This is a genomic window from Tabrizicola piscis (assembly GCF_003940805.1).
Taxonomy (GTDB): Bacteria; Pseudomonadota; Alphaproteobacteria; order Rhodobacterales; family Rhodobacteraceae; genus Tabrizicola; species Tabrizicola piscis.
In genome coordinates, this window is record NZ_CP034328.1 from 1,160,001 (window position 1) to 1,181,558 (window position 21,558).

Below are 21,558 nucleotides of genomic sequence, written 5' to 3' on the forward strand. Positions count from 1 at the left end.
GCTGTGCTGGGTCCATCGTCAGGACCTTCGCATTCGTTATGATCATTTCAGCCCGCACAGTCTAATTCCTTTCATTCTGGCTCAAGTATCCCGGGGTCCGGGGCAGCGCCCCGGCGCCTAGCCTCGGGCGACCCGCTCGGCCATCACGCACAGCATCTCGAACATCAACGACACCCCCAGCCACGCCGTCCCGCCCGTCTGATCAAACGGCGGCGAGACCTCCACAAGGTCCGCCCCCACCACATCCAGCCCCCGCAACCCCCGCGCCACCTGCAAGGCCTGCCAGGAGTTCGGCCCCCCAACCTCCGGCGTCCCCGTTCCGGGGGCAAAGGTCGGGTCGACGAAATCGATGTCATAGGTCACATAGACCGGCCCCGCGCCCACAATCTCCCGCGCTTCGGCCATCACGTCCTCGGCCCCCCGCGCGTGGAACTCGGCAATCGGGATGATGCGGATTCCATTGGCCGCCGCGAAATCCCAGTCCTCGCGCCCATAGGCCGTGCCCCGGATCCCGATCAGGACATAGCGCTTGGGCTCGATCAGCCCCTCCTCCACCGCGCGGCGGAAGGGCGTGCCATGGTTGTAGCGTGACGTCCCGAAATAGACGTCATTCAGGTCGGTATGGCTGTCGAACTGGATCATCCCCACCGGACGCGACTTCGCCACCGCCCGCAGGATCGGCAGCGTGCACAGATGATCCCCGCCCCCGGTCAGCGGCAGCACCCCTGCCGCAACCACCCGGTCATAGAACGCCTCCATCCGCGCCATCGAATCCATCAGATCGCCCGGGTTCGGCGCCACATCCCCAAGGTCGGCGCAGCGCGCAAGCTCGAACGGCGCGACCCATGTCGCCCCGTTCTGCGCCCGGATCATCGTCGACAGATCCCGCAACTGCCGTGGCCCATGCCGGGGGCCGGGGCGGTTCGTCGTCCCCCCGTCCCAGGGCGCGCCGATCAGGCCGATCTGCACCTCGCCGAACCGGGGGTGATCAAACGGCACATGCGGTAGCCGCATGAACGTCGGCACGCCCGCAAAACGTGGCAGGTCGAACCCCGACACCGGCGCAAAAAACCCATCCGCCATTCCGCCACTCCCCATGATTCCCGCGTCCATCTGACCACCCGGGACAGCCCCCTGCTGGCCCGGATACGACATCACATCGGCGGGAAACCCGCCAGCCCGCGACAGCGCCCCTTGACCGACCCGCCCTGATCCCGCCTTATCAGACAACCCTTGCAAGGATAGCCCACGATGTTTTCCAAGACCGCCGACGCCTCCGCAGCCCCAACCCCGCCGGTTCCGCGCCCCTCTGGCCCCGGGGCCAATGCCGGTCGCTCTGTCCTTGGGGCCGACCTGCGCATCACCGGCGAAATCAGCACCACCGGCTCGGTTGAGGTGTTGGGCGAAATTGACGGCAACCTTACGGCCCACGGCCTGATCATCGGCGCCGAGGGTCGCCTGAAAGGCTCGGTCAACGCCACGACGGTTGAGGTGAAGGGCAAACTTGACGGCAGCGTCACCTGCGAAAGCCTGACCCTGCGCGCCTCGGCCGAGGTGAAGGCCGATGTCACCACCGCCGGCATCGTCATCGAAAGCGGCGCAGTCATGGACGGCCGGTTCCTGAAACCCAAGGGCTGATCTGGCGCAATCGCCGGGGCTGATCTTCCGGCTCGTGCAGACCATCCCTATGCGGCAGACAGCCCATGGCTGGTGGCCGACGCCCCTGTTCCAAACGCCGCCGCAGGTGGCCAGACCGTCTGGACCGGCGCAAGTCTGGCCCTCAAAGGCCTGAAGCGCGCCCTTCGCCAAGCAACACTTCGCCACAGCAACAGTTGGCAGATGACAGCCTCACCTTCACCAGATATAGTGGAGAAAACAACAACATGAGGCCGAGCAATGCGTTACCCCCTGATCCTGATCCTTTCCACCTTTCCTGTCGCCGCAATGGCGCAGGGCTTTGAAGGTGCGGTCGTCGACCTGCAATACCAGAAATACGACTCCGGCTCCTCGTCCGAACTGGACAGCCTTGAAGGCAACCTTGATGCCGCCTGGTCCTTTGGAACCTTCGGTGCACAAGTCGGTCTTGCCATAGGCAAAGAGGTCGACAGTTCCAGCGACATCGACTTTGACCAGTACAACGGCGTAGCCCTCCACGCGACGGCCGATGTCTCGGACAGCCTGCGCCTTGGCGCGATGATGGCCGTCGACAACCGCGCCGACGAAATCTACGTCTACGCGCTTGAGGCGCTTTATCTTGGCGGCCCGCTGCGGGTCGAAGGCCGGATCGGTGACAGTCTGGAAGACGATCAACCCTTCACGCTGACCGAGGTGAAGGGTGACTACGCCTTTGGTGCCATCAGCGCCCGCGCTGGCCTGCACCGCACCGATTTCGGCGACGCCGGGTCCTACCGGGTGTTCAGCCTTGGCGCGGGCTACGCCTTCAGCGACGCGGGCCAAGTTTATGCCGATATCGGACACCACCGCACCGACGATGGCACCAGCACCGACAGCGGCAATGTCATCAGCCTTGGCGTGCGCTTCGACCTTGGCGGCGATGGCGAACGGTTGTTTTCGTACCAACCCCTGAACTGATCATCCCGGCCGCCGCACCAGCAGTGCTGCGGCCAAAGCCATTCCAAGCACCGCAAGCACAAGGCAGGCCGCATACACCAGTTGCGGCCCGCCCAGGGCCAGCAGCCCCGCCCCCACCGACGGCGCGGCGGCGGATGCCAGGATCGGTGCCACGGCAACAGCGCCGGATATCGCCCCAAAACCACTGCGCCCCAGCACCTCGGCAATCAGCACGGGCCGCAGGATCGACATCAGCCCTGCCCCCGCCCCCTGCGCCAGCGCGAAGGCAAAGATCAGCAGCGGTGCCGCACCTGCCAGCCACAACAGCGCGCTTGCCGCGACCACCCCACCCAAGGCGGCGGTCGTCGCCTGCCCGGTTGTGACCCGCGCCCCCGCCATCAACAGCATCAGCCGCCCCGCCACCTGCGCCGGGCCAATGCAGGCCGCAGCCAGTGCAGCCATCCCGGACGCAGCGCCCCGATCCTCGAACAGGATCAGGACATAGGTGATCAGGATACCGTGGTTCAGCCAGATCAGCCCAAAGGACACCGCAATCGCCCAGAACGCTGGCCGCCGCAGCGCCGCTTGCAGCAGGCCGGGGGGGGTGGGTGCAGGTTCACTTCCTGCCCGCGCTCGTTTGCGCAGGGACCTGACGGCCCAAAGGTTGCAGGGCACGGCCAGCGCGGTGACGGCTGCAAAGACCAGCATGCCCCCCTGCCCGCCGAACTGCTCACCAACCCAGTGACCCAAGGGAAAGGCGAGCGTCCCCGCAAACCCGGCGACCAGCGTTACCCGCGTGATCGCCGCCCGCGCGCCGTCGCCCAGCCGCCGGGTCAGGAAGGCAAAGCAAGTCTCGTAAAGGCACCCTGCCTGCGCCACGCCGATCAGCGCCCAGGCCAGCAGCCAGACCGCAGGCGTCGGCGCAAACCCCAGCCCCAGCACGCCCAAGGCGGCAAGGGTTGGCCCCCAAACCAACATCTCGCCGCCAAGCCCCCGATCCACCAGCCGCCCGGTCCAGATCGTCAGGCTCGCCATGATCAGGAAAGCCAGCGTCGGCCCCAGCGCCAACGTGCCCTTGGACCAGCCGGTCGCCGTCACCAGGTCCGGCAGCAAGGCGGGAAAGGCATAGTAGCTGCCCGCGTAAAGGACCGTCTGACCCAGCGCCAACACCCAGACCGCAGGGCTGCCGCCGTCAGGGTGCAAAGCGACTGTCACAGCCCGTAGATATCCCCGAACTTCGCCTCCAGATACTCCAGCAGCGGCCCTTCCGACGGCTCGAACCCGCAAGCCTGCGTCACCACCTCACGCGGCAGATAGCGCGACCCATGCCGTTGCAGCCGCTCTCGCATCCACGCCGTCGCCGCACTGACGTCGCCCTTGGCCATCATGCTGTCGAGGCCCGGAACGTCCGCCCGCAGCGCCTTGACCAGACAGCCGGCATAGACATTGCCCAGCGTGTAGGTCGGGAAATACCCGAACAGCCCACAAGACCAATGCACATCCTGCAGCATCCCGTTCGACGGCTTGTCCACCGCCACCCCGAAATCCGACCGGAACCGGTCGTTCCACGCCGTCTCCAGATCCGCCACATCCAGCTCGCCCCGGATCAGCGCCCGTTCCAGATCAAAGCGCATCATCACATGCAGGTTGTAATGCACCTCATCCGCCTCGGTCCGGATGTAGCCCGCATGCACCCGGTTCACCGCGCGGTAGAACCCCTCCGCATCCGCAATCCCGAAGTCGCCGAACACCTCGCGCATCCGGCCGAACAGCCACCCCGTGAACGCGCGTGACCGCCCAAGCTGGTTCTCATAGCTCCGGCTCTGGCTTTCATGTACGCCCATCGACGCCCCCTGCCCGATCGGAGTCAGCAGATACGCCGCATCCACCCCCTGCTCATAGGCGGCATGCCCCACCTCATGGATAGTGGAGTAAAAGCAGTTGAACGGATCGACCTCATTCACCCGCGTGGTGATCCGCACATCATGGCCCGACCCGGACGAAAACGGATGCACCGCCAGATCCACCCGCCCCCGGGTCCAGTCATAGCCGAACACCGTCGCCAGTTCCCGCGTCAGCGCCAACTGCGCCTGCGTGTCAAAGGTGCCGACCACACCTTTCGGCGCCCCTGCCGCCAGAACCTTTGCCCGCAAGGCCACCAGCCGTGGCCGCATCGCGTCAAACATCGCCGCGATCGCCGCTCCGGTCATCCCCGGTTCATAGTCATCGACCAGCGCGTCATAGGGATCGCCGCCTTCTGCCAGCGCCGCCCCCTCCTCGCGCTTCAACGCCACAACCCGGGCCAGCGTTGGCAGGAAGCCCGCTACATCCTCCCGCGCGCGGCACCCGGCCCAGACGCCCTGCGCCAGCGAGGTGACCCGCGCCAGTTCCTCGGCCAACCGCGCCGGGATCTTCACCGCCCGCGCATAAGACCGCCGCATCTGCCGCAACTGCGCCTCTCCCACCGCATCCGGCGCCTTCGCCCGGTCCAGCCAGACGGCCAGCCGCCCATCCGTCCGCCGGGCATGCAGCACCGATTCCAGCGCCCCGATCTCCTCGGCCCGCTGGTCCGCGGCGCCCTCGGGCATCATCGTTTCCTGGTCCCAGCCCAGCCGGCCCGCCACCTGCGCCAAAGCCTCGGTCTGGCGCTGGAACGCCATCAGATCATCATACACGCTCATGCCGTGCCTTCCCGGATCGACCCCGCCACGGGGTATTGAGACAGATGCCGCGCCCGCAGGATCAACACCCAAAGGATCACCGCGCCAATCTGATGGGTGATCGCCACATGCAGATGCGCGACGGTCAGCACCGTGACGATGCCCAGCACCATCTGCGCCACCAGCATAGCCATCACCGCGTTGAATGCGCCTTGCGTTGCACGATAGGCCGACCGCCGCCCGCGCAGCCAGACGACCACGCCGAAGGCAAACAGCAGATACCCCGACATCCGGTGCAGGAATTGCACGAGCCCGGGGTTTTCAAAGAACGCATGCCACACCGGCAGACTGCCCCCCGCCCCGTCCGGGACATAGAACGCATCCGCCGGAAAGAAGCTGCCGTTCATCAGCGGCCAGGTCGGAAAGGCCCGCCCCGCGTCGATTCCGGCGACCAACGCCCCCAGCACGATCTGCAGAAAGGTGAAATGCAGCAGACCGGTGGACAGCCCGAACAGCTTCGCCTCGCGCCCACGCCGTGCCGTCATCAACTCGGCCTCGCTCCGCCCAAGAAGCAGCACATACCACGCAAGGAAGCCCAGGATGACAAAAGCCAGCCCCAGATGCGTCGCCAGCCGGTAGGACGCGACATCCACCCGCTCGCCCCCAAGACCGGACGACACCATCCACCAGCCAATCGCCCCTTGTGCGCCCCCCAGCGCCCCAAGCAGCAACAGACGCCCGGTCCATCCCGGCGGGATCTGCTTGGCAAGGGCAAAGCCAATGAACCCAACCGCCCAGACCAGCCCAATCACCCGGCCAAGCTGGCGGTGCCCCCATTCCCACCAGTAGATGACCTTGAAGTCCTCAAGGCTCATCCCTTTGTTCTGCAACTGGTATTCCGGAATTTCGCGGTATTTCTGGAACTCTGCGTCCCAAGCCTCGGCGCTCATCGGTGGCAAGGCACCGGTGACCGGCCGCCACTCGGTGATCGAAAGCCCCGAGTCAGTCAGCCGCGTCAACCCGCCAACGGCTATCATGGTGACAACCAGCAGGAACAGCGCCACCAGCCATAGCCGGATGCCCCGCCGCGCGCCCTTGGGACGTGCATCAATGCCCCCGCCCTTCGGCGGCGTCGGAACAGATTGCCCCGCCCCGACCTCTTCGAAAATACTGCGCTTGCCGGCCATGCCTTGCCTCTTGTCTTGTGCCCGGACACTAGGCCCCGCCTTTGCGGCCTTCAAGGCCCTGCGGCAAAGCGGTAATGCCGCAGCGACGAACCGCCGTTCGGTCGCGCCTTGCAAAATGTGCATTTCAATGTATATTCCAAAGACCCTTTCAGGACATACATCATGACCCGCCTCTTGACCCCGCACATTGCCACGATGACCGAACTGCGCGAACCGCATAAGGTGCTGGAACGCTCGGGCGGCAAGCCGGTGGCGATCCTGAAGAACTCCGCCGTCGTGGCCTATCTTGTGCCAGAGGCCGCCGTGGACAAGGGCGACCACCGCGTCGCCACGCTGGAAGAGGTGATGGAAAGCCTCAACCGGCGCCGCGCGATCAACCAACCCGTTTTGGACTACCTCAAGGACAAGTAAATGCAACTGCTCTCGCCCGAACTGGTCGAGGCGCTGCACGATGCCATCCTGAACCCCGGCGAACTTCCCGGCCGGGCGCGGGACAAATCGCTTGAGGCCGCCCTTGCCCGCGTCGACAACCGCCTTGCCTATGGCATGGTCGCGGATGCCTTTGATCTGGCCGCCGCCTATGCGATGGCAATTGCTCGGGGGCACTGCTTCAACGATGGCAACAAGCGGACCGCTCACCAGTCGATGGATACCTGTCTCGACCTCAACGGAATCCAGATCACCTGGAGTGCTGAGGAAGTGGGCCAGATCATCGTCCGCTGCGCCCAAGGTCTGGTCGAGGATGGCGATCTTGCCGACTGGCTGCGCGACAAGGCCAAAGGCTCGGCGGGCGGCTAGGCTATTGCGGCTGCACAGCGCCGTCGGCAGACTCAAAAGCCTCGCCCTTGGCGCGATCTGCCCTATCTGATTGGAAACGGAAGGTCAGCCATGCAAACCCTTACCCTCTACGGCACCACAGCCGCCGTCTTTCTGATCCTTGATGCGATCATGCTGACGCTGGTGATGAAGCCCCTTTTCACCCGCCACATCGGCCCGCTACTGGCCGAGCCGATCCGCATTGCGCCGGCAGCCCTGTTCTACCTCGCCTATGTCGCTGGGCTGGTCTACCTCGTGTCCTTGCCCGCGCTGAAAACGGGTGCGCCCTTGGTCCTGCCCGCGCTCCTTGTCGGGCTGATGGCCTACGGCACCTATGAATTCACCTCGTGGAGCGTGATGCGCGACTGGCATTGGCACATGGTGGTGACCGATACGCTCTGGGGCGGCGCGCTGACCGCCTTTTCCGCTTGGGCCGGGGTGATGCTGACCCGGCTGATCCATGGCTAAGGGCCTTTGCGGTCACCGTGTCGATGTGTTACCAAAGGGTGAACGCGTAAGGCTAAGCCCTTGAAATCGCAAGTCTCAAAACCTGTCCCTGCCCGGGACACCAACCGATAGGCCCCCGATGATCCTCTACGGCATCTCCACCTGCGACACCTGCAAGCGCGCCCTCAAGTCCCTGCAAGCGGCCGGCAAGGACGTCACCTTCCGCGACATCCGCGCCACCCCCCTGACCGAGGCCGAGATCGCAACGATCGTGCACGAATTCGGGGATCTCGCGGTGAACAAGCAGTCCACCACCTACCGCGCCTTCAACGATTTCCTGAAAGCCTCTGACCCCGAGGCGCAGATCGCAGCCCAGCCGACCGTCATGAAACGGCCGATCATCCACGACGGCACCCGCTGGTATCTGGGATGGGACAGCGCGACCGAAGCCGCGCTGACGTCTTAAAGCAGCCGCAGATCCCCGGCCGACTGCTTGCCGTCACGGCCCGACTGCAGTTCGTAGCCGATCTTCTGATTGTCGTTCAGTCCCTTCAGCCCGGCCCGTTCGACAGCCGAGATATGCACGAACACGTCCTTGCCGCCGTCGTCAGGGGCAATGAAGCCGTAGCCTTTGGTCGAATTGAACCACTTCACGGTGCCTGTCGGCATGCCGCTTCTCCTCTCAGAACCCCCCCGAGGCGCCATTGCCGCGGGCCGTGCCATCAGGTCTTCCAGGGCCTTCGATCAGAGAGGCGGTCAGGAATTCTGTCGTCACTTTCGCGATGATGCCAAGGATTCGCTGAAAATCAAGCTACAAGGCGTGGAACCGCTCCGGCAAGCAACCGATCCGCCGAAACCGGGCCCGCGCCTTTCAGGATCAGCACAAGAAACAGCAGCAGCCAGAACGCCCGCTGGTCCAGGATCAGCGCGTCGGATGCCCGGTCGAACCACGCCCCGGTCGCCGCGCCATGGCCGATGACATCGGTCAGGCTTTGCACCACGACAAACCCCACCATCCCAAGCGCCGCCAACCGGGTGAGCAGGCCCAGCACGATCAGCACCGGCAGCGCAAATTCCGCCCATGCCCCCGCGAGAACCACCAGCCGCTGCCACAGCCCCATCTGGCCAACGTCATACCCCGCCGCCTCGAACGCCCGCGGGAAGATCTGCGCATAGGCCCCGATTGAGGGGGAAAACACCCCCTCCAGCTTGGTCCCGGCCGAGGCCCAGAAATAGCCGAACAGGACACCTGCAAACACCAGCCGCGCCGCGGTTGGCAACAGCCAGTCACCCGCGCGATCCATCTGCCCGGTGGCTCGGTCGTAAAGGGTCAGAAGCCCGGTCATTGATCTACTCCGACGATGGCGCCGCCCGCGACGAGGAGTGACAGGACGGCGGGAAGGTCCAGACCAGCCCCTGCCAGATCAAGGCATTGACCCAGAGTTTGCCCCTGAAGCAGACCTTGCACAAAGGCCCCGCCCCCGGCAGGCAACCGGTGCGGCCGGGGGTCAAACCCGGGCCGCAGGATCAGGACGTCTTCGGGTCCCGGGGTTGGCTGCGGCCCGCCTTCGGTATTGGCGACCCAGATCGACAGCACCGGCCAACGGGAGCGGACCAGCCAGACCGATGGCGCAAGTCGCAACCGCAACCCGGCGATATCGGCTGCAAGCAGACGCTGGAAATCTGCCTCGGCCAAGGGCGCGCTATCGGCGGCATGATAGCTTTCGCGCATCGCCTGATCCAGCCGCGCAACGTCCGGCAGATAGGCCAGATGCGCCACCGGCGGAAAGCTTTCCAGCCAGCCCGGAAGTACCGCGCCATACAGCATCAGCATCCGCGACTGGGGCGGATGGGCCCGCAGGAACAGCCCGGCCATGGCGGCAAAGAAGTCATCCCCGACCAGCTTGCGCACTGTCGGAAACGCCGCCTCCAAAGCGCGGGTCAGGGATGACGCCATGTTGTTGCGATAGACCGAAAAACGCTTCGGGGCCGGGCGGCCCTGCGGATCAACGATGCCGGCGGGAAGGGCTGCCTCTGGGTCCAGAAGCGCTTGTGCAAAGGCGGCTTGGGTCATGCCACAGGCTCCAGCATCCGCGCGGCGCGGGCGGCTTCGGCCTGCAAGACTGACCAGTCGGGCACGTCATTGTCCCATTCGATCAAGGTCGGACGGGGGCCACCCCGCGCGATCACCCGGGCGTAAAGCGCCCAGACGGGATCAACCACCTCGGCCCCGTGGCTGTCGATCAACAGGCGGTTGCCATGGTCATCGCGGTCCTCGCTATGCCCGCCCAGATGGATTTCACCGACCAGCGTCAGCGGGAAGGCATCCAGATAGGCTTCGGGGTCATAATTCTGATTTGTCCCAGAGACATAGACGTTGTTCACATCCAACAGGAGCCCGCATCCCGTGCGCTGCGCGATCTGGGTCAGGAACGCGACCTCATCCATCGTGGTCTCGGCAAAGGCGACATAGGTCGAGGGGTTTTCCAACAGCATCCGCCGACCCAGCACCTCTTGGACCTCGTCAATGTGGTCGCAGACCCGGGCCAGCGTTGCAGCCGTGTAGGGCAAGGGCAGCAGGTCGTTCAGAAAGGCCCCGTCATGCGTTGACCAGGCAAGGTGTTCGGAAAAGCTCGCCGGGTTCAGCCAGCCGCAAAGGCTGCGCAGGCGGTCAAGGTGATCTTTGTCCAGCCGCCCTTCGCCGCCAATCGACAGACCAACCCCATGGACCGAGATCGGAAAGCGTTCGGCAAGGCAGCGCAGTTGTGCCAAGGGGCGGCCACCGTCGCCCATGTAATTCTCAGCATGAATTTCCAGCCAGCCCACGGGGCCGGGGTCAGCCATGATCGACGCAAAGTGCTGTGGTTTGTAGCCGGTGCCGGGCTTTGCGGGCAGGCCGCCCCCCGTTTGGTCAAGCATGAGATATCCCCCGTAAAGGTCACCCCCCGGTCGGCAGGACCGGGGGGCGAATGTCGTCAGCTGGCCATGTCGCGGTCAAGCGCTTCAAGGCTGCCCATGCGGGCCATGCCGTCTTCGGCTGCGGGCAGTTCCATGGTCAGGCAGGTGCCAGCCGGAACCAGCTTCCAGGCGTTGCCCTGATAATCGACCTTCGAGGTGCCGGCGCAGGTGGTGCCTTCCCCGGCGGCGCAGTCATTCTGGCCAGCCAGTGCCACGCCAAAGCACTTTTCGTTTTCCTGTGCCGAAGCGGTGGTGGCAGCACCTGCAAGTGCGGCCGCAAAGGCGCCGGCAATGACCAGTGTTTTCGATTGATACGACATCTGAATACATCCCTTGAGTTTGGTGGTCGCACCGTCTGCGACACCCAAAGGAGTAGGCTGGCGCTACGCTCACAGGACAGGCACGGACGCGTGAGCCACGGATTTGTGAGGCAGATTGCCGCAGGGCAGAAACAGCAAAGCCCCGCCGATGGGCGAGGCTTTGCCATTATTATCATGGGCTTGGGTCAGTTTCCTGTTGGCGGCAAAGCCTCAAACCCGAAGGTTGCAATCGCAGAATCCAGGCTGATCGTTTCAGTCCGCGTCTCACCCAGACGGCGAACTGAAACAGTCCGGGCCTCAACCTCCTGCATCCCGATGGCAAGTATTACAGGAACCTTGCCCACCGAATGTTCGCGGACCTTGTAGTTGATCTTTTCGTTGCGAACATCTGCCTCGGCCCTGACGCCAGCCTTCTTCAGCGCGGCCACGACTTCATGCACGAAGGGGTCGGCATCCGACACGATCGAGGCGACGACGACCTGCCGCGGGGCCAGCCAGAACGGCAGTTTGCCGGCGTAGTTTTCCAGAAGGATGCCGATGAAGCGTTCAAACGACCCCAGGATCGCACGGTGCATCATCACCGGATGATGCTTCGCCCCGTCCTCGCCCACATACTCCGCGCCCAGCCGAACCGGCAGGTTGAAGTCAGCCTGGAACGTGCCGCACTGCCATTCGCGGCCAATGGCATCGGTCAGTTTGAAATCGAGTTTCGGGCCGTAGAACGCCCCGTCTCCCGGGTTGATCGTATAGGCGTAGCCCGCCTTTTCGATCGCACGGGCCAGCGCCGTTTCGGCCTTGTCCCACACCTCGTCCGAGCCGACACGCACGTCCGGGCGGGTGGAAAGCTTGATGTCGAACTTTTCAAACCCAAGGTCGCGGTAGACCGAGGAGAGAAGGCCAAGGAAATCGGCACATTCCGCCTCGATCTGGTCCTCGGTGCAGAAGATATGCGCGTCGTCCTGCGTGAAGCCACGCACCCGCATCAGCCCGTGCATGGAGCCGGAGGATTCGTAGCGGTGGCACGACCCGAATTCCGCCAGTCTGAGCGGCAGGTCGCGGTAGGATTTCAGGCCTTGGTTGTAGACCTGCACATGGCAGGGGCAGTTCATCGGCTTCAGCGCGTTGATGCGCTTTTCCTTGGCGCCCTCTTCGTCGACCTCGACGATGAACATGTTCTCGCGGTAGGCCTCCCAATGGCCGGACTTCTCCCAGAGAACCCGGTCCACCACTTGTGGCGTCTTGATCTCTTTGTAGCCCGCTGACCGCAGCCGCCCGCGCATGTAATCTTCCAGCTGGCGATAGATCGTCCAGCCGTTCGGGTGCCAGAAAACCATGCCGGGGGCTTCTTCCTGCAGATGGAACAGCTCCATTTCCCGGCCAAGCTTGCGGTGGTCGCGTTTCGCGGCCTCCTCCAGCATCGTCAGGTGGGCCTTCAGGTCGTCGCGGTTGCGGAAGGCCACGCCGTAGATGCGCTGGAGCATCGGGCGGCTGGCATCGCCCAGCCAGTAGGCCCCCGCGACATGCGTGAGCTTGAAGGCATCGGCAGGCACCTGCCCCGTGTGCTGCAGATGCGGGCCACGGCAGAGGTCCTGCCAGGACCCGTGCCAGTACATCCGCAGGTCCTCGCCCTCGGGGATGCGGTCGATCAGCTCCAGCTTGAAGGGTTCCTGGCGGCCCCGGTAGTATTCGACGGCCTTTTCGCGCGGCCAGACTTCCGTCCGCACCGGTTCGCGCGCGTTGATGATCTGCTTCATCTTGGCTTCGATCGCGCCAAGGTCTTCGGGCGTGAAGGTCTCCTCACGGTCAAAATCGTAGAACCAGCCGTAGTCGCGGACCGGGCCGATGGTGACCTTCACGTCGGGCCAGATCTCCTGCACCGCGCGGGCCATGATGTGGGCAAGGTCGTGCCGGATCAGTTCCAGCGCCGGCGCTTCATCCTTCAGCGTGTTCAGGCTGATCTTGGCATCGGAATGGATCGGCCAGGCCAGATCCCAGTGCTGGCCATCGACCTGCGCCGAAATCGACGCCTTGGCCAGCGACGGCGCAATGCTTGCGGCCACTTCGGCCGGGGTCACGCCCGCCGGGTATTGGCGGATGTTGCCATCAGGAAATGTCAGGGAAATCTGGCTCATGGCCGGCTCCTCGTCAGTTTGGCGCCTACGAAACGCCCGGTTGCGGGTTATGTCGCGCGCTGATGTGCCAAGGCACAGGCGGGAAGTCAAGCCATGGGCGGTTCTTCGCGCGTCGATTCGGTAGGGCCTCACCCTTGCCCGGATGGAGGCCTATATTGACGGCATGACAACCTATCTCACCACGCCGCAAGGCCGCCACATCGCCTATCACAAGACCCCCGGGCGTGAGCCCGGCGTCGTCTTTCTGGGCGGCTTTCGCTCGGACATGACCGGGTCGAAGGCCCTGCATCTGCAAGCCTGGGCAGAGGCGACCGGGCGGGCCTTCCTGCGGTTTGACTATTCGGGCCACGGCGCGTCCCGCGGGGCCTTTGTCGACGGGTGTGTCGGTGACTGGCGCGAAGATGCGGCGGCGGTGATCGAGGTGCTGACCGAAGGGCCACAAGTGCTGGTCGGGTCGTCGATGGGCGGCTGGATTGCGCTTCTGCTGGCCCGATACATGCCGGAGCGCGTTGCCGGCCTGATCGGCATCGCCGCCGCCCCGGATTTTACCGAACGCATGTGGGAAAGCGAATTTTCGCTGGCCGACCGGACGACGCTTCTGGAAGAAGGCGTCGTTCTGCGCCCGTCGGACTATTCGGACGAACCCTACCCGATAACCCGCCGCCTGATTGATGATGGGCGGCGCAATCTGGTGCTGGACCAACCCTTGCCGGTGCCCATGCCAGTGCGCCTACTGCAGGGGACGGCTGACACGGATGTGCCGCCCTCGGTGGCATTTGGCCTGTTTGATCACATCGAAAGCCCCGACCTGCGGCTGACGCTGGTCAAGGGCGCCGATCACCGCTTTTCCACGCCTGCCTGTCTGGAACTGATCACCAACAGCGTGGATGACGTGCTGCACAATTGCGACGCGGTCGTCTCCGACGACACGGGTCTTTTGCAGAAATCGAATATCGGCTGACCGGACACAGACCGCCCGAATCCTTTTTCATTTCCTGATATTGTTTTGAATCCATTGGCTTGTGGGCTATGGTAACGCCGTGATGTTATCGGCGTATGTTCCATTTTCCTGCAATTCAGCCCGTAGGTGCCGGGGATGACCGAACCCCTTGTCCTGATCCCCGGTTTCATGGCCGATGCCCGGGTGTTCATGCCGCAGATCGCCCAGCTTGGCGCGACGCGGCAGGTGATCCTGCTGGCACCCGGCATGGCCGACACGGTAGAGAAAGTCGCCACCGATGCAGCACCAAACCTGCCCGGCCGCTTTGCCGTCATCGGTCACGGTCTTGGTGGCAATATCGCGATCGAGCTGTTGCGCCGTCGCCCCGAAGCGATCAGCCGGATTGCCCTGATCGCGACCGATCCCCTACCCGAACCGCCCCAACTTGCCGCCGCGCAAGAGGCGCTGATCGTCGCCGCCAAGACTGGCCACATGGCCGATTGCATCGCCCAGATGCTGCCGGAAACCGCGCTTCATGCTGCACCCTGGCGGGATGAGGTGATGGCATTGGTGCAGGATATGGCGGCCATGCTTGGCCCGGACCAGTTCACCCGGCAATTGCGTGCCATGCAGCGCCGCCCCGACCAGCAAAAGACCCTGCGCAAGGCCAATGTCCCGACGCTTATCCTTGCGGGCGAAGCGGATACCATCGTTCCCCGCCGCCGGACGGAGTTTCTGGCGGGCATGATGCCGCAGGGCTGCCTGGAGATCATTGCCGGGGCTGGCCATCTGCCACAGCTGGAACAGCCCGAGGCCGTTACAAAGGCGCTGGAGACGTTCCTTTCGGGACGTCTGCCAACCCTGCTTCTGGCCTAAGGGCTACTGCCCGGCGGCCAGCGAAATCTTCGCCTTGCGGCCGGTGCCTGACGCCTTGTCGATGAAGTTCAGCACCAGCGGACGGATGTTCAACCGCCAGCTTTTCCCGGCAAAGATGCCGTAATGGCCGGCGCCCGGTTCCAGATGCTGGGCCTTCTTGTCATCCGACAGCCCGGTCAACAGGTTCAGCGCCGCAACACATTGCCCGGGGGCCGAGATGTCGTCATTCGCGCCCTCGACCGTCATGACCGACACTTTGTTGATCGCGCCCATGTCGACCTGACGGCCCGCCACGACGAAGGAATTCGTCGCAATCTCACGGTTCTTGAAGATCCGCTCCACCGTCGACAGGTAGAATTCCGCCGTCATGTCCATCACGGCAAGGTATTCGTCGTAGAACCGGTTGTGGGCATCGTGATCCGACGCTTCCCCGCGCGAGACGCGGAAGACCTGTTCGGAAAACGCCTTGCCATGGCGTTCGGCGTTCATGGTGATAAAGCTTTGCAGCTGCAAAAGCCCCGGATAGACCAGCCGCCCCGCGCCCTTGTGCTTGAAGCCGACGCGCTGGATGGCAAGGTGTTCAAGCTGGCCCATGGTGACGCGGCGGCCAAAATCGGTCACCTCAGTCGCGGCGGCATCGGGATCGACCGGCCCGCCGATCAGCACAAGGCTGCGGGGCTGCGCGTCCGGGTCTTCGGCGGCCAGATAGGCCGTGGCCGCCAGTGCCAGCGGCACCGGCTGGCAGACGGCGATGACATGAATGTCGGGTCCCAGCGCCTTCATGAATTCGGCGAGGTAGAGCGTGTAATCCTCAACATCGAACTTGCCGGAGCTGACCGGAATGTCGCGGGCATTGTGCCAGTCGGTGACATAGACGTCAGCATCGGGCAGCAGGCTGGCGACCGTCGACCGCAGCAGCGTGGCGTAGTGGCCCGACATCGGTGCCACCAGCAGCACCTTGCGCGCCATCGGTGCCCGGCGGCGGACGTAGAACTGCACCAGATCACCGAAGGGTTTTTCGACGACCTTGGTCACATCCACCAGATGGTCCTGCCCGTCCGGCCCGACGATCGACCGGATGCCCCAGTCGGGTTTGGCGATCATGCGGCTGAACGTACGTTCGGTCACTTCGCCCCAGGCGGCCATCATCGGCAGCATCGGGTTCATCGAAAGGGCAAAGGCCGGGTAAGACGCCATGGCCCGCGCAGTTGCACCCAACCACTCATTCGTGTTGCGCGCACTTTCCATCAGGTCATAGGTGAACATATACTTCATCGCATCTCCTTGCCCGCGGGGGGGCCGATGTGGCAAGGCCGACCAGGGCGTGGCGACGCAATGCTGCACAGCGGCGACGATAGGGGGGAAACGTTAGCATGACAACAGAAGAGAATGCACTTGGTCCGGAAGCCGAGGCCAGGGCCGCGCGTCTGAATGCTAACCTCGCCAAGGTTGACGAGCTGTCAAAGCGCCTGACCGCCGCGCTGTCGCATCGCCAGCAGACCGACCCGTCGCTGCACGGCCCTGCCCCCGACGTCTACATGAAAGCCGCCGCCGCCTATCTGGCCGAGATGATGCAGAACCCCGCCAAGGTGGTTGAACATCAGGTCAACTACTGGGGCAAGACGCTGAAGCACTATGTCGAGGCGCAGGCGACGCTTGCCAAGGGGGAGTTCAAGGCGCCACCCGATCCGGGGCCGAAGGACCGGCGTTTTTCCAACCCGCTGTGGGACACGCATCCGTTCTTCAACTACCTCAAGCAGCAATACCAGATGAACGCGGATGCAATCACCACCGCAGTCGGCGACATGGAGACGCTGGACGCCGCCGACCGCCGCCGGGTGGACTACTTTACCCGCCAGATCGTCGACATGTTCAGCCCGACCAACTTCCTTGGCACCAACCCCGACGCGCTGGAACGCGCGGTCGAGACCGACGGGATGAGTCTGGTTCAGGGGCTGGAAAACCTTGTCCGCGACATCGAAAGCAATCAGGGCGATCTTCTGGTCACCCTTGCCGACCGTGAGGCGTTCAAGGTCGGCGAAAACCTTGCCACCACCCCGGGCGCGGTTGTCTACCGCAACAAGATGCTGGAGCTGATCCAGTATGAACCCACCACCGAAAAGGTTCACAAGACGCCACTGCTGATCTTCCCGCCGTGGATCAACAAGTTCTACATCATGGACCTGAAGCCCGCGAATTCGCTGATCAAGTGGATCGTGGATCAGGGCTTCACGCTGTTTGTCGTCTCTTGGGTCAACCCCGATGCGTCCTACGCCGGGACCAGCATGGATGATTACATGCGCGACGGGTTCCTGCGCGCGATGGCCGAGGTGCGCCGCATCACGGGTGAGGCGCAGATCAACGCCGTCGGCTATTGCATCGCCGGCACCACGCTGGGCCTGACGCTGGCGCATCTGCAGAAGGCCGGGGATGACAGCGTCAAATCCGCGACCTTCTTCACCACGCTGGCCGATTTTTCCGACCCGGGCGAAGTGGGCGTGTTCCTGAACGACGATTTCGTCGATGGCATCGAACGCCAGACCGCGGTGGACGGAATCCTGTCGCGCAAGTTCATGAGCCGGACCTTCAGCTTTCTGCGGTCAAACGACCTGATCTACACGCCCGCCATCAAGTCCTACATGCTGGGCGAAGCGCCGCCTGCGTTTGACCTGCTGTATTGGAACGGTGACGGCACCAACCTGCCCGCGACCATGGCCGTCGAATACCTGCGCGGCCTTTGCCAGGGCGATGGGTTTGCCAAGGGCGAATTCCCGGTCTTCGGCCACCCTGTCAGCCTTGCCGACATCAAACTGCCGCTCTGCGCCATCGCCTGCGAGACGGATCACATCGCCCACTGGCGCGGCAGCTTCAACAGCATCAAGCAGATGGGGTCGGCCGACAAAACCTTCATCCTGTCGCAGTCCGGCCATATCGCCGGGATCATCAACCCGCCCGCAAAGGACAAGTACGGCCACTACACCAGCGACGCCCCGGTGTCGGGTGACCCGGAGGCCTGGCTGAAGGCCGCCACCTTCCACAAGACCAGCTGGTGGCCGCGCTGGCGCGACTGGCTGGCGGAACGGTCAGGCCCGATGATCAAGGCGCGGGTTCCGGTCGATTCGCTGGCGGCGGCACCGGGCACCTATGTGGTCGCCACGCCGGATGCCGCTACGGCTGCCTGACATTTCAGCCGCTTTACGCAGGGTTAGCTTGCAGCACCCCCAAGTTTTGCTGCATTGCAGAAAAGACTTGAAATGCTGCAGTGCAGCATCTATATCTTGCTCATCGGAAAGCGGGCGGGTGCCCGCACATAGCGGAGTATCCCAGATGACCAAGACCCCAGATTTCGCCAAGACCATGCAGGACATGATGGCTTCCTTCCCGGTTGACGCCTCGGCCTTCCAGAACGCGTTCAAGACCCAGGCAGCTTTCGCCGAGAAATTCTCGAAAGTCGCTCTTGAAGCCGCTGAAAAGTCCACCGAGATCACCTCGAAATGGGCCAAAGATTCGATCGCCAAGCTGTCGGACGTCTCCAAAGCCAAGGCCGAGCCGACCGACTATTCCAAGTCGGTGACCGATTTCGCTTCGGCCGCTGCTGAAATGGCTGCTGAAAACATGGCTGCCTTCGCTGAAGTTGCGAAGAAAGTGCAGATGGAAACCGTCGAGCTGATGCTTGCCGCTGGCAAGGACATGTCGGAAGACGCGACCGCCGCCGTCAAGAAAGCCACTGCCGAAGTGACCACCGCTGCCAAGAAAGCCGCTGCGGCTGCGAAGTAAGCTACAGCCTTAACGAGTGTGCGTCCCCCCGGGGGCGCTGGGCAGGCCGGGGACATCCCCGAGCCTGCCCTTTCTTTTTGCAAATCCCTCCCGTAAGCTTCTCTGCACCTGCACAAAGTCCCCGGGGGGCACCATGGCCGAAACCGAAAAACCGCTGCTGATCAAGCGCTATGCCAGCCGTAGGCTCTACAACACCGAAACCTCTGACTACGTCACGCTGGAGGATATCGCCGGTTTCATCCGCCAGGGGCGTGAAGTGCAGATCGTCGATCTGAAATCCGGCGATGACCTGACCCGGCAATACCTGCTGCAGATCGTGGCCGAACATGAATCCAAGGGTGAAAGCGTCCTGCCGGTGGACGTGCTGACCGATCTGGTCCGCAGCTACACCAGCGGCGTGCAGTCGATCGTGCCGCAATTCCTTGCCTCATCCTTTGAAATGCTGCGCGAAAGCCAGTCGAAGATGATGGAAAACCTGACCGCTTTCCCGAACCCGATGGCCGCCGTTCCGGGGTTCGAGGCGATCCGCAAGCAGCAAGAGGCTTTCCTGAAAACGATGATGGGCGGCATGCCGGGCTGGAACGCCTCGGGCCCCGCGCGTGAGGATGACACCCCCGCCGCCGCCCCGGACGACATTGCCGACATCAAGAAGCAACTGGCCGAGTTGCAGAAGAAACTGTCAAAGCTTTGACCGATGGCCGAAGCCGAAGGCCGCGTCACGCTTTGGGGGATCGAGGTCTTCGTCGCCGCCGCCGAGGAAGGCTCGATCTCTGCCGCAGCACGGCGGCTTGGCGTCAGCCCATCGGCCATCAGCCAGCAGCTTTCCGGGCTTGAAACCGCCCTTGGCGCGATCCTGCTTGACCGCTCCGGTCGGCCGATGCCGGTGACGCCTGCTGGGGTCATGTTCCGCCGGCATGCCCAGACGATCCTGAACGCCGCCAGCGAGGCGCGGGCCGAACTGGCGATGGCGGATCTTGCCGGGATGACCACGCTGCGCCTTGGCGTGATCGAGGATTTCGACAGCGACGTGACCCCCCGCCTGCTGTCGCTTCTGGCGCAGGACCTGAAGGGCTGCCGTTTCCTTCTGGAAACCGGCGCCAGTCACCGCCTGCTGGACCAGTTGGAGGCCCGGGCGCTGGATATTGTCGTGGCGGCCGATTCCGAAACCGGCAGCGATGCCGATGCCACATGGCGCGAAGTGCATCCGCTGATGTCGGAACCTTTCGTCGCCGTCACGCCCCCCGGCGCGCGGATCGAGGACCTGCCGCTGATCCTTTACACCGCCCGCCACCTGATGGGCCGCCAGATCGCCACCCACCTGTCACGGCAGGGGCTGCGCCCGGCGCATCGGTTTGAACTGGACAGCTATGCCGCGATCCTCGCCATGGTCGCGGGCGGTGAAGGCTGGACGATCCTGACCCCGCTTGCCTTGCATCAGGCCCGGGCCTTCCGATCGGCCGTTGAGGTCCGCCCCCTGCCCTTCGCACCGCTGGGGCGGACCTTGTCGCTGACCGCGCGCGCGGGCATCTTTCGCGATATGCCCGCCCAGATCGCAGCCCGGCTGAAGCCCCTGATCGCGCAGGATGTCATCGCCCCGGCCCTGGCCGACTGCCCTTGGCTGGCCCCGGCGCTGCGGGTGCTTTAGCCGCGCACCTCGGTCGCCGCATCGATGATCGCATCGGCGATATAGGCCAGCTCGGCCTCGGTCAGGCGCGTTGGCAGGCGCACGTCACAGGCGCGCATCAGCATGGCGCGGGTCTGCGGCAAGTCCGGCTGGTCGCCAAGGAACTGCCAGTTCCAGAATGCCCGCGCGTTGCCGTCGCTTAGCCCGAAGACCTGCACCGCCACACCGCGCGCCTTGGTCCCGGCCTGAAAGCCCAGCGCCTGTTCGTCCGTCCAGCCGCCCACCAGATTGAACTGGATGGAATCCGGCGCCCGCACTTCCGGGCCCAGCGGCTCGGGCACCTCAAGATGGGCCGAGGTGTTCAGGCGCGCCGCCACATGGTCATGGTTCGCCCGGCCCTTTTCCACCCGCTCTGCCACCAGCGGCAGTTGCGGCCGGATCACCGCGGCGGAAAGGTTCTGCATCCGCAGGTTATAAAGCGGCAGCTTGTTCTGCCAATGCGCACAGCTGTTGGACAACCCCGGATGCTTCTTCCAGTTCGTCTCATAAGCGCCCGACATGATGATCGCCCGCGCGGCGATTTCCGGGTCGTCGGTGATCATGATGCCGCCTTCGCCCGCGTTCAACATCTTGTAGGACTGAAAACTGAAGCAACCGACCTTGCCGATCGTGCCGATGTTCCGCCCGCCCCAGACCGTGCCCAGCGAATGCGCCGCGTCCTCGATCACCGGAATCCCGGCCGCGTCGCACAGCGCCATGATGGCATCCATGTCACTGGTATGGCCGCGCATATGGCTGATCATGACCGCGCCGGCCCCCGGCAGTTTTGCCGCGAAATCCGCCATGTTCACCCGGTAGTTTTCGCCCACTTCCACCAGAACCGGCTCACATTCGGCATGCACCACCGATGACGGCACGGCGGCGAAGGTGAAGGCCGGGATCAGAACCTTGGCGCCTTTCGGCAGGTCCAGCGCCTTCAGCGCCAGAAACAGCGCCGCGGAACAGGACGACACGGCCAGCGCATAGCGTGTGCCCATCAAGGCCGCAAATTCGGCCTCCAGCAGAGCGACCGGGGCATCTGCAGCAGCGGTATAACGGAACAGATCGCCCGAACTCAGCAGCCTTTCAATCTCGGCCCGCGCGGCCTCGGGGATCGGTTCGGCGTCGTAGACATTGGGCGCGCCTGTCGGCATGAGGGTCTGACCGTCGGGGGCCATGCTGCACCTTTTCTTAAACTTGGGTTCAGAAAA

General features: G+C 64.1%; 25 protein-coding genes (1 of these 25 cut by a window edge). 12 read left to right on the top strand and 13 right to left on the bottom strand.

The genetic code is table 11. The features are described 5' to 3' along the window. Together EI545_RS05510 and EI545_RS05515 are read right to left on the bottom strand one after the other, a co-directional pair. On the bottom strand, positions 1-16 hold the start of the coding sequence (locus tag EI545_RS05510; protein ID WP_245990305.1) for an amidohydrolase. 1,607 nt of this gene lie to the left of the window's left edge; 16 of the gene's 1,623 nt are visible here — the first part of the coding sequence; it begins with the start codon at positions 14-16; its stop codon lies beyond the left edge, outside the window. Positions 17-117: 101 nt separating this feature from the next. Then, entirely contained in the window at positions 118-1,083 is a 966-nt protein-coding gene (locus EI545_RS05515; RefSeq protein ID WP_125324539.1) for an agmatinase, read from the bottom strand. A gap of 168 nt (positions 1,084-1,251) precedes the next feature. On the opposite strand from EI545_RS05515, the gene EI545_RS05520 reads away from it, so the two are divergent. Both EI545_RS05520 and EI545_RS05525 read left to right on the top strand, forming a co-directional pair. Beyond that, complete coding sequence (locus EI545_RS05520) at positions 1,252-1,638, top strand: bactofilin family protein (protein ID WP_125324540.1); 387 nt, start codon at positions 1,252-1,254, stop codon at positions 1,636-1,638. A 258-nt stretch (positions 1,639-1,896) separates the two neighbouring features. Then, entirely contained in the window at positions 1,897-2,592 is a 696-nt protein-coding gene (locus EI545_RS05525) for a hypothetical protein (protein WP_125324541.1), read from the top strand. On the opposite strand, the gene EI545_RS05530 is transcribed toward EI545_RS05525, so the two are convergent. Genes EI545_RS05530 through ctaA form a run of 3 tightly spaced genes read right to left on the bottom strand, consistent with a single transcriptional unit; the run spans position 2,593 to position 6,418 of the window. Then, on the bottom strand, positions 2,593-3,738 hold the full coding sequence (locus EI545_RS05530) for an MFS transporter (protein WP_164517226.1): 1,146 nt from the start codon (positions 3,736-3,738) through the stop codon (positions 2,593-2,595). Positions 3,739-3,782: 44 nt separating this feature from the next. Further along, positions 3,783-5,252, bottom strand: coding sequence for a carboxypeptidase M32 (locus EI545_RS05535; protein WP_125324543.1), 1,470 nt, complete (start codon positions 5,250-5,252; stop codon positions 3,783-3,785). After that, a complete protein-coding gene (gene ctaA / locus EI545_RS05540; RefSeq protein WP_125324544.1) occupies positions 5,249-6,418 on the bottom strand; it encodes a heme A synthase in 1,170 nt (389 codons plus the stop codon). Before ctaA ends, EI545_RS05535 begins: the two co-directional genes overlap by 4 nt. Positions 6,419-6,580: 162 nt before the next feature. Here ctaA and EI545_RS05545 point away from each other — a divergent pair, with 162 nt between their 5' ends. From EI545_RS05545 to EI545_RS05560, 4 genes are all read left to right on the top strand, one after another. Then, entirely contained in the window at positions 6,581-6,829 is a 249-nt protein-coding gene (locus EI545_RS05545; protein ID WP_125324545.1) for a hypothetical protein, read from the top strand. Then, positions 6,830-7,216 (top strand): type II toxin-antitoxin system death-on-curing family toxin, encoded by a 387-nt coding sequence (locus EI545_RS05550; protein WP_125324546.1) that lies wholly within the window; start codon positions 6,830-6,832, stop codon positions 7,214-7,216. Between the two features lie 90 nt (positions 7,217-7,306). Then, positions 7,307-7,702: a DUF2177 family protein gene (locus EI545_RS05555; protein WP_125324547.1), complete on the top strand. Its 396-nt coding sequence runs from the start codon at positions 7,307-7,309 to the stop codon at positions 7,700-7,702. 118 nt (positions 7,703-7,820) lie between these two features. Further along, positions 7,821-8,147 carry an arsenate reductase family protein gene (locus EI545_RS05560; RefSeq protein ID WP_125324548.1) on the top strand — a complete coding sequence of 109 codons (327 nt, stop codon included), beginning with the start codon at positions 7,821-7,823 and terminating at the stop codon, positions 8,145-8,147. Here the strand turns inward: EI545_RS05560 and EI545_RS05565 are convergent. The 6 genes from EI545_RS05565 to thrS all read right to left on the bottom strand — a co-directional run bounded on the left by EI545_RS05565 (position 8,144) and on the right by thrS (position 13,091). Next, the gene (locus tag EI545_RS05565; protein WP_125324549.1) at positions 8,144-8,350 is read right to left on the bottom strand and encodes a cold-shock protein; all 207 of its coding nucleotides are present in this window, start codon (positions 8,348-8,350) and stop codon (positions 8,144-8,146) included. The two genes, EI545_RS05560 and EI545_RS05565, sit on opposite strands and share 4 nt — an antisense overlap. Before the next feature lie 137 nt (positions 8,351-8,487). Then, positions 8,488-9,027, bottom strand: coding sequence for a DoxX family membrane protein (locus EI545_RS05570; RefSeq protein ID WP_125324550.1), 540 nt, complete (start codon positions 9,025-9,027; stop codon positions 8,488-8,490). Next, complete coding sequence (locus EI545_RS05575) at positions 9,024-9,755, bottom strand: HvfC/BufC N-terminal domain-containing protein (protein ID WP_125324551.1); 732 nt, start codon at positions 9,753-9,755, stop codon at positions 9,024-9,026. Before EI545_RS05575 ends, EI545_RS05570 begins: the two co-directional genes overlap by 4 nt. Further along, complete coding sequence (bufB, locus tag EI545_RS05580) at positions 9,752-10,600, bottom strand: MNIO family bufferin maturase (RefSeq protein WP_125324552.1); 849 nt, start codon at positions 10,598-10,600, stop codon at positions 9,752-9,754. Before bufB ends, EI545_RS05575 begins: the two co-directional genes overlap by 4 nt. Before the next feature lie 56 nt (positions 10,601-10,656). Next, a complete protein-coding gene (locus tag EI545_RS05585; RefSeq protein WP_125324553.1) occupies positions 10,657-10,959 on the bottom strand; it encodes a BufA1 family periplasmic bufferin-type metallophore in 303 nt (100 codons plus the stop codon). Positions 10,960-11,144: 185 nt separating this feature from the next. Continuing rightward, entirely contained in the window at positions 11,145-13,091 is a 1,947-nt protein-coding gene (gene thrS / locus EI545_RS05590) for a threonine--tRNA ligase (RefSeq protein WP_125324554.1), read from the bottom strand. Positions 13,092-13,254: 163 nt separating this feature from the next. On the opposite strand from thrS, the gene EI545_RS05595 reads away from it, so the two are divergent. Beyond that, a complete protein-coding gene (locus EI545_RS05595; RefSeq protein ID WP_125324555.1) occupies positions 13,255-14,052 on the top strand; it encodes an alpha/beta hydrolase in 798 nt (265 codons plus the stop codon). A 135-nt stretch (positions 14,053-14,187) separates the two neighbouring features. Then, a complete protein-coding gene (locus EI545_RS05600) occupies positions 14,188-14,907 on the top strand; it encodes an alpha/beta fold hydrolase (protein WP_125324556.1) in 720 nt (239 codons plus the stop codon). A 3-nt stretch (positions 14,908-14,910) separates the two neighbouring features. Here EI545_RS05600 and phaZ read toward each other — a convergent pair whose 3' ends face one another. Beyond that, complete coding sequence (gene phaZ / locus EI545_RS05605) at positions 14,911-16,182, bottom strand: polyhydroxyalkanoate depolymerase (RefSeq protein ID WP_125324557.1); 1,272 nt, start codon at positions 16,180-16,182, stop codon at positions 14,911-14,913. 98 nt (positions 16,183-16,280) lie between these two features. Here phaZ and EI545_RS05610 point away from each other — a divergent pair, with 98 nt between their 5' ends. The 4 genes from EI545_RS05610 to EI545_RS05625 all read left to right on the top strand — a co-directional run bounded on the left by EI545_RS05610 (position 16,281) and on the right by EI545_RS05625 (position 20,329). After that, positions 16,281-18,089 (top strand): PHA/PHB synthase family protein, encoded by a 1,809-nt coding sequence (locus tag EI545_RS05610; protein WP_125324558.1) that lies wholly within the window; start codon positions 16,281-16,283, stop codon positions 18,087-18,089. Positions 18,090-18,234: 145 nt separating this feature from the next. Beyond that, positions 18,235-18,684: a Phasin gene (locus EI545_RS05615; RefSeq protein ID WP_125324559.1), complete on the top strand. Its 450-nt coding sequence runs from the start codon at positions 18,235-18,237 to the stop codon at positions 18,682-18,684. A gap of 133 nt (positions 18,685-18,817) precedes the next feature. Next, positions 18,818-19,375 (top strand): polyhydroxyalkanoate synthesis repressor PhaR, encoded by a 558-nt coding sequence (gene phaR / locus EI545_RS05620; protein ID WP_125324560.1) that lies wholly within the window; start codon positions 18,818-18,820, stop codon positions 19,373-19,375. Positions 19,376-19,378: 3 nt separating this feature from the next. After that, positions 19,379-20,329, top strand: coding sequence for a LysR family transcriptional regulator (locus EI545_RS05625; protein ID WP_125324561.1), 951 nt, complete (start codon positions 19,379-19,381; stop codon positions 20,327-20,329). Here the strand turns inward: EI545_RS05625 and EI545_RS05630 are convergent. Next, positions 20,326-21,525 (bottom strand): DegT/DnrJ/EryC1/StrS family aminotransferase, encoded by a 1,200-nt coding sequence (locus EI545_RS05630; RefSeq protein ID WP_245990306.1) that lies wholly within the window; start codon positions 21,523-21,525, stop codon positions 20,326-20,328. The genes EI545_RS05625 and EI545_RS05630 overlap by 4 nt on opposite strands. Positions 21,526-21,558 lie beyond the last annotated feature (33 nt).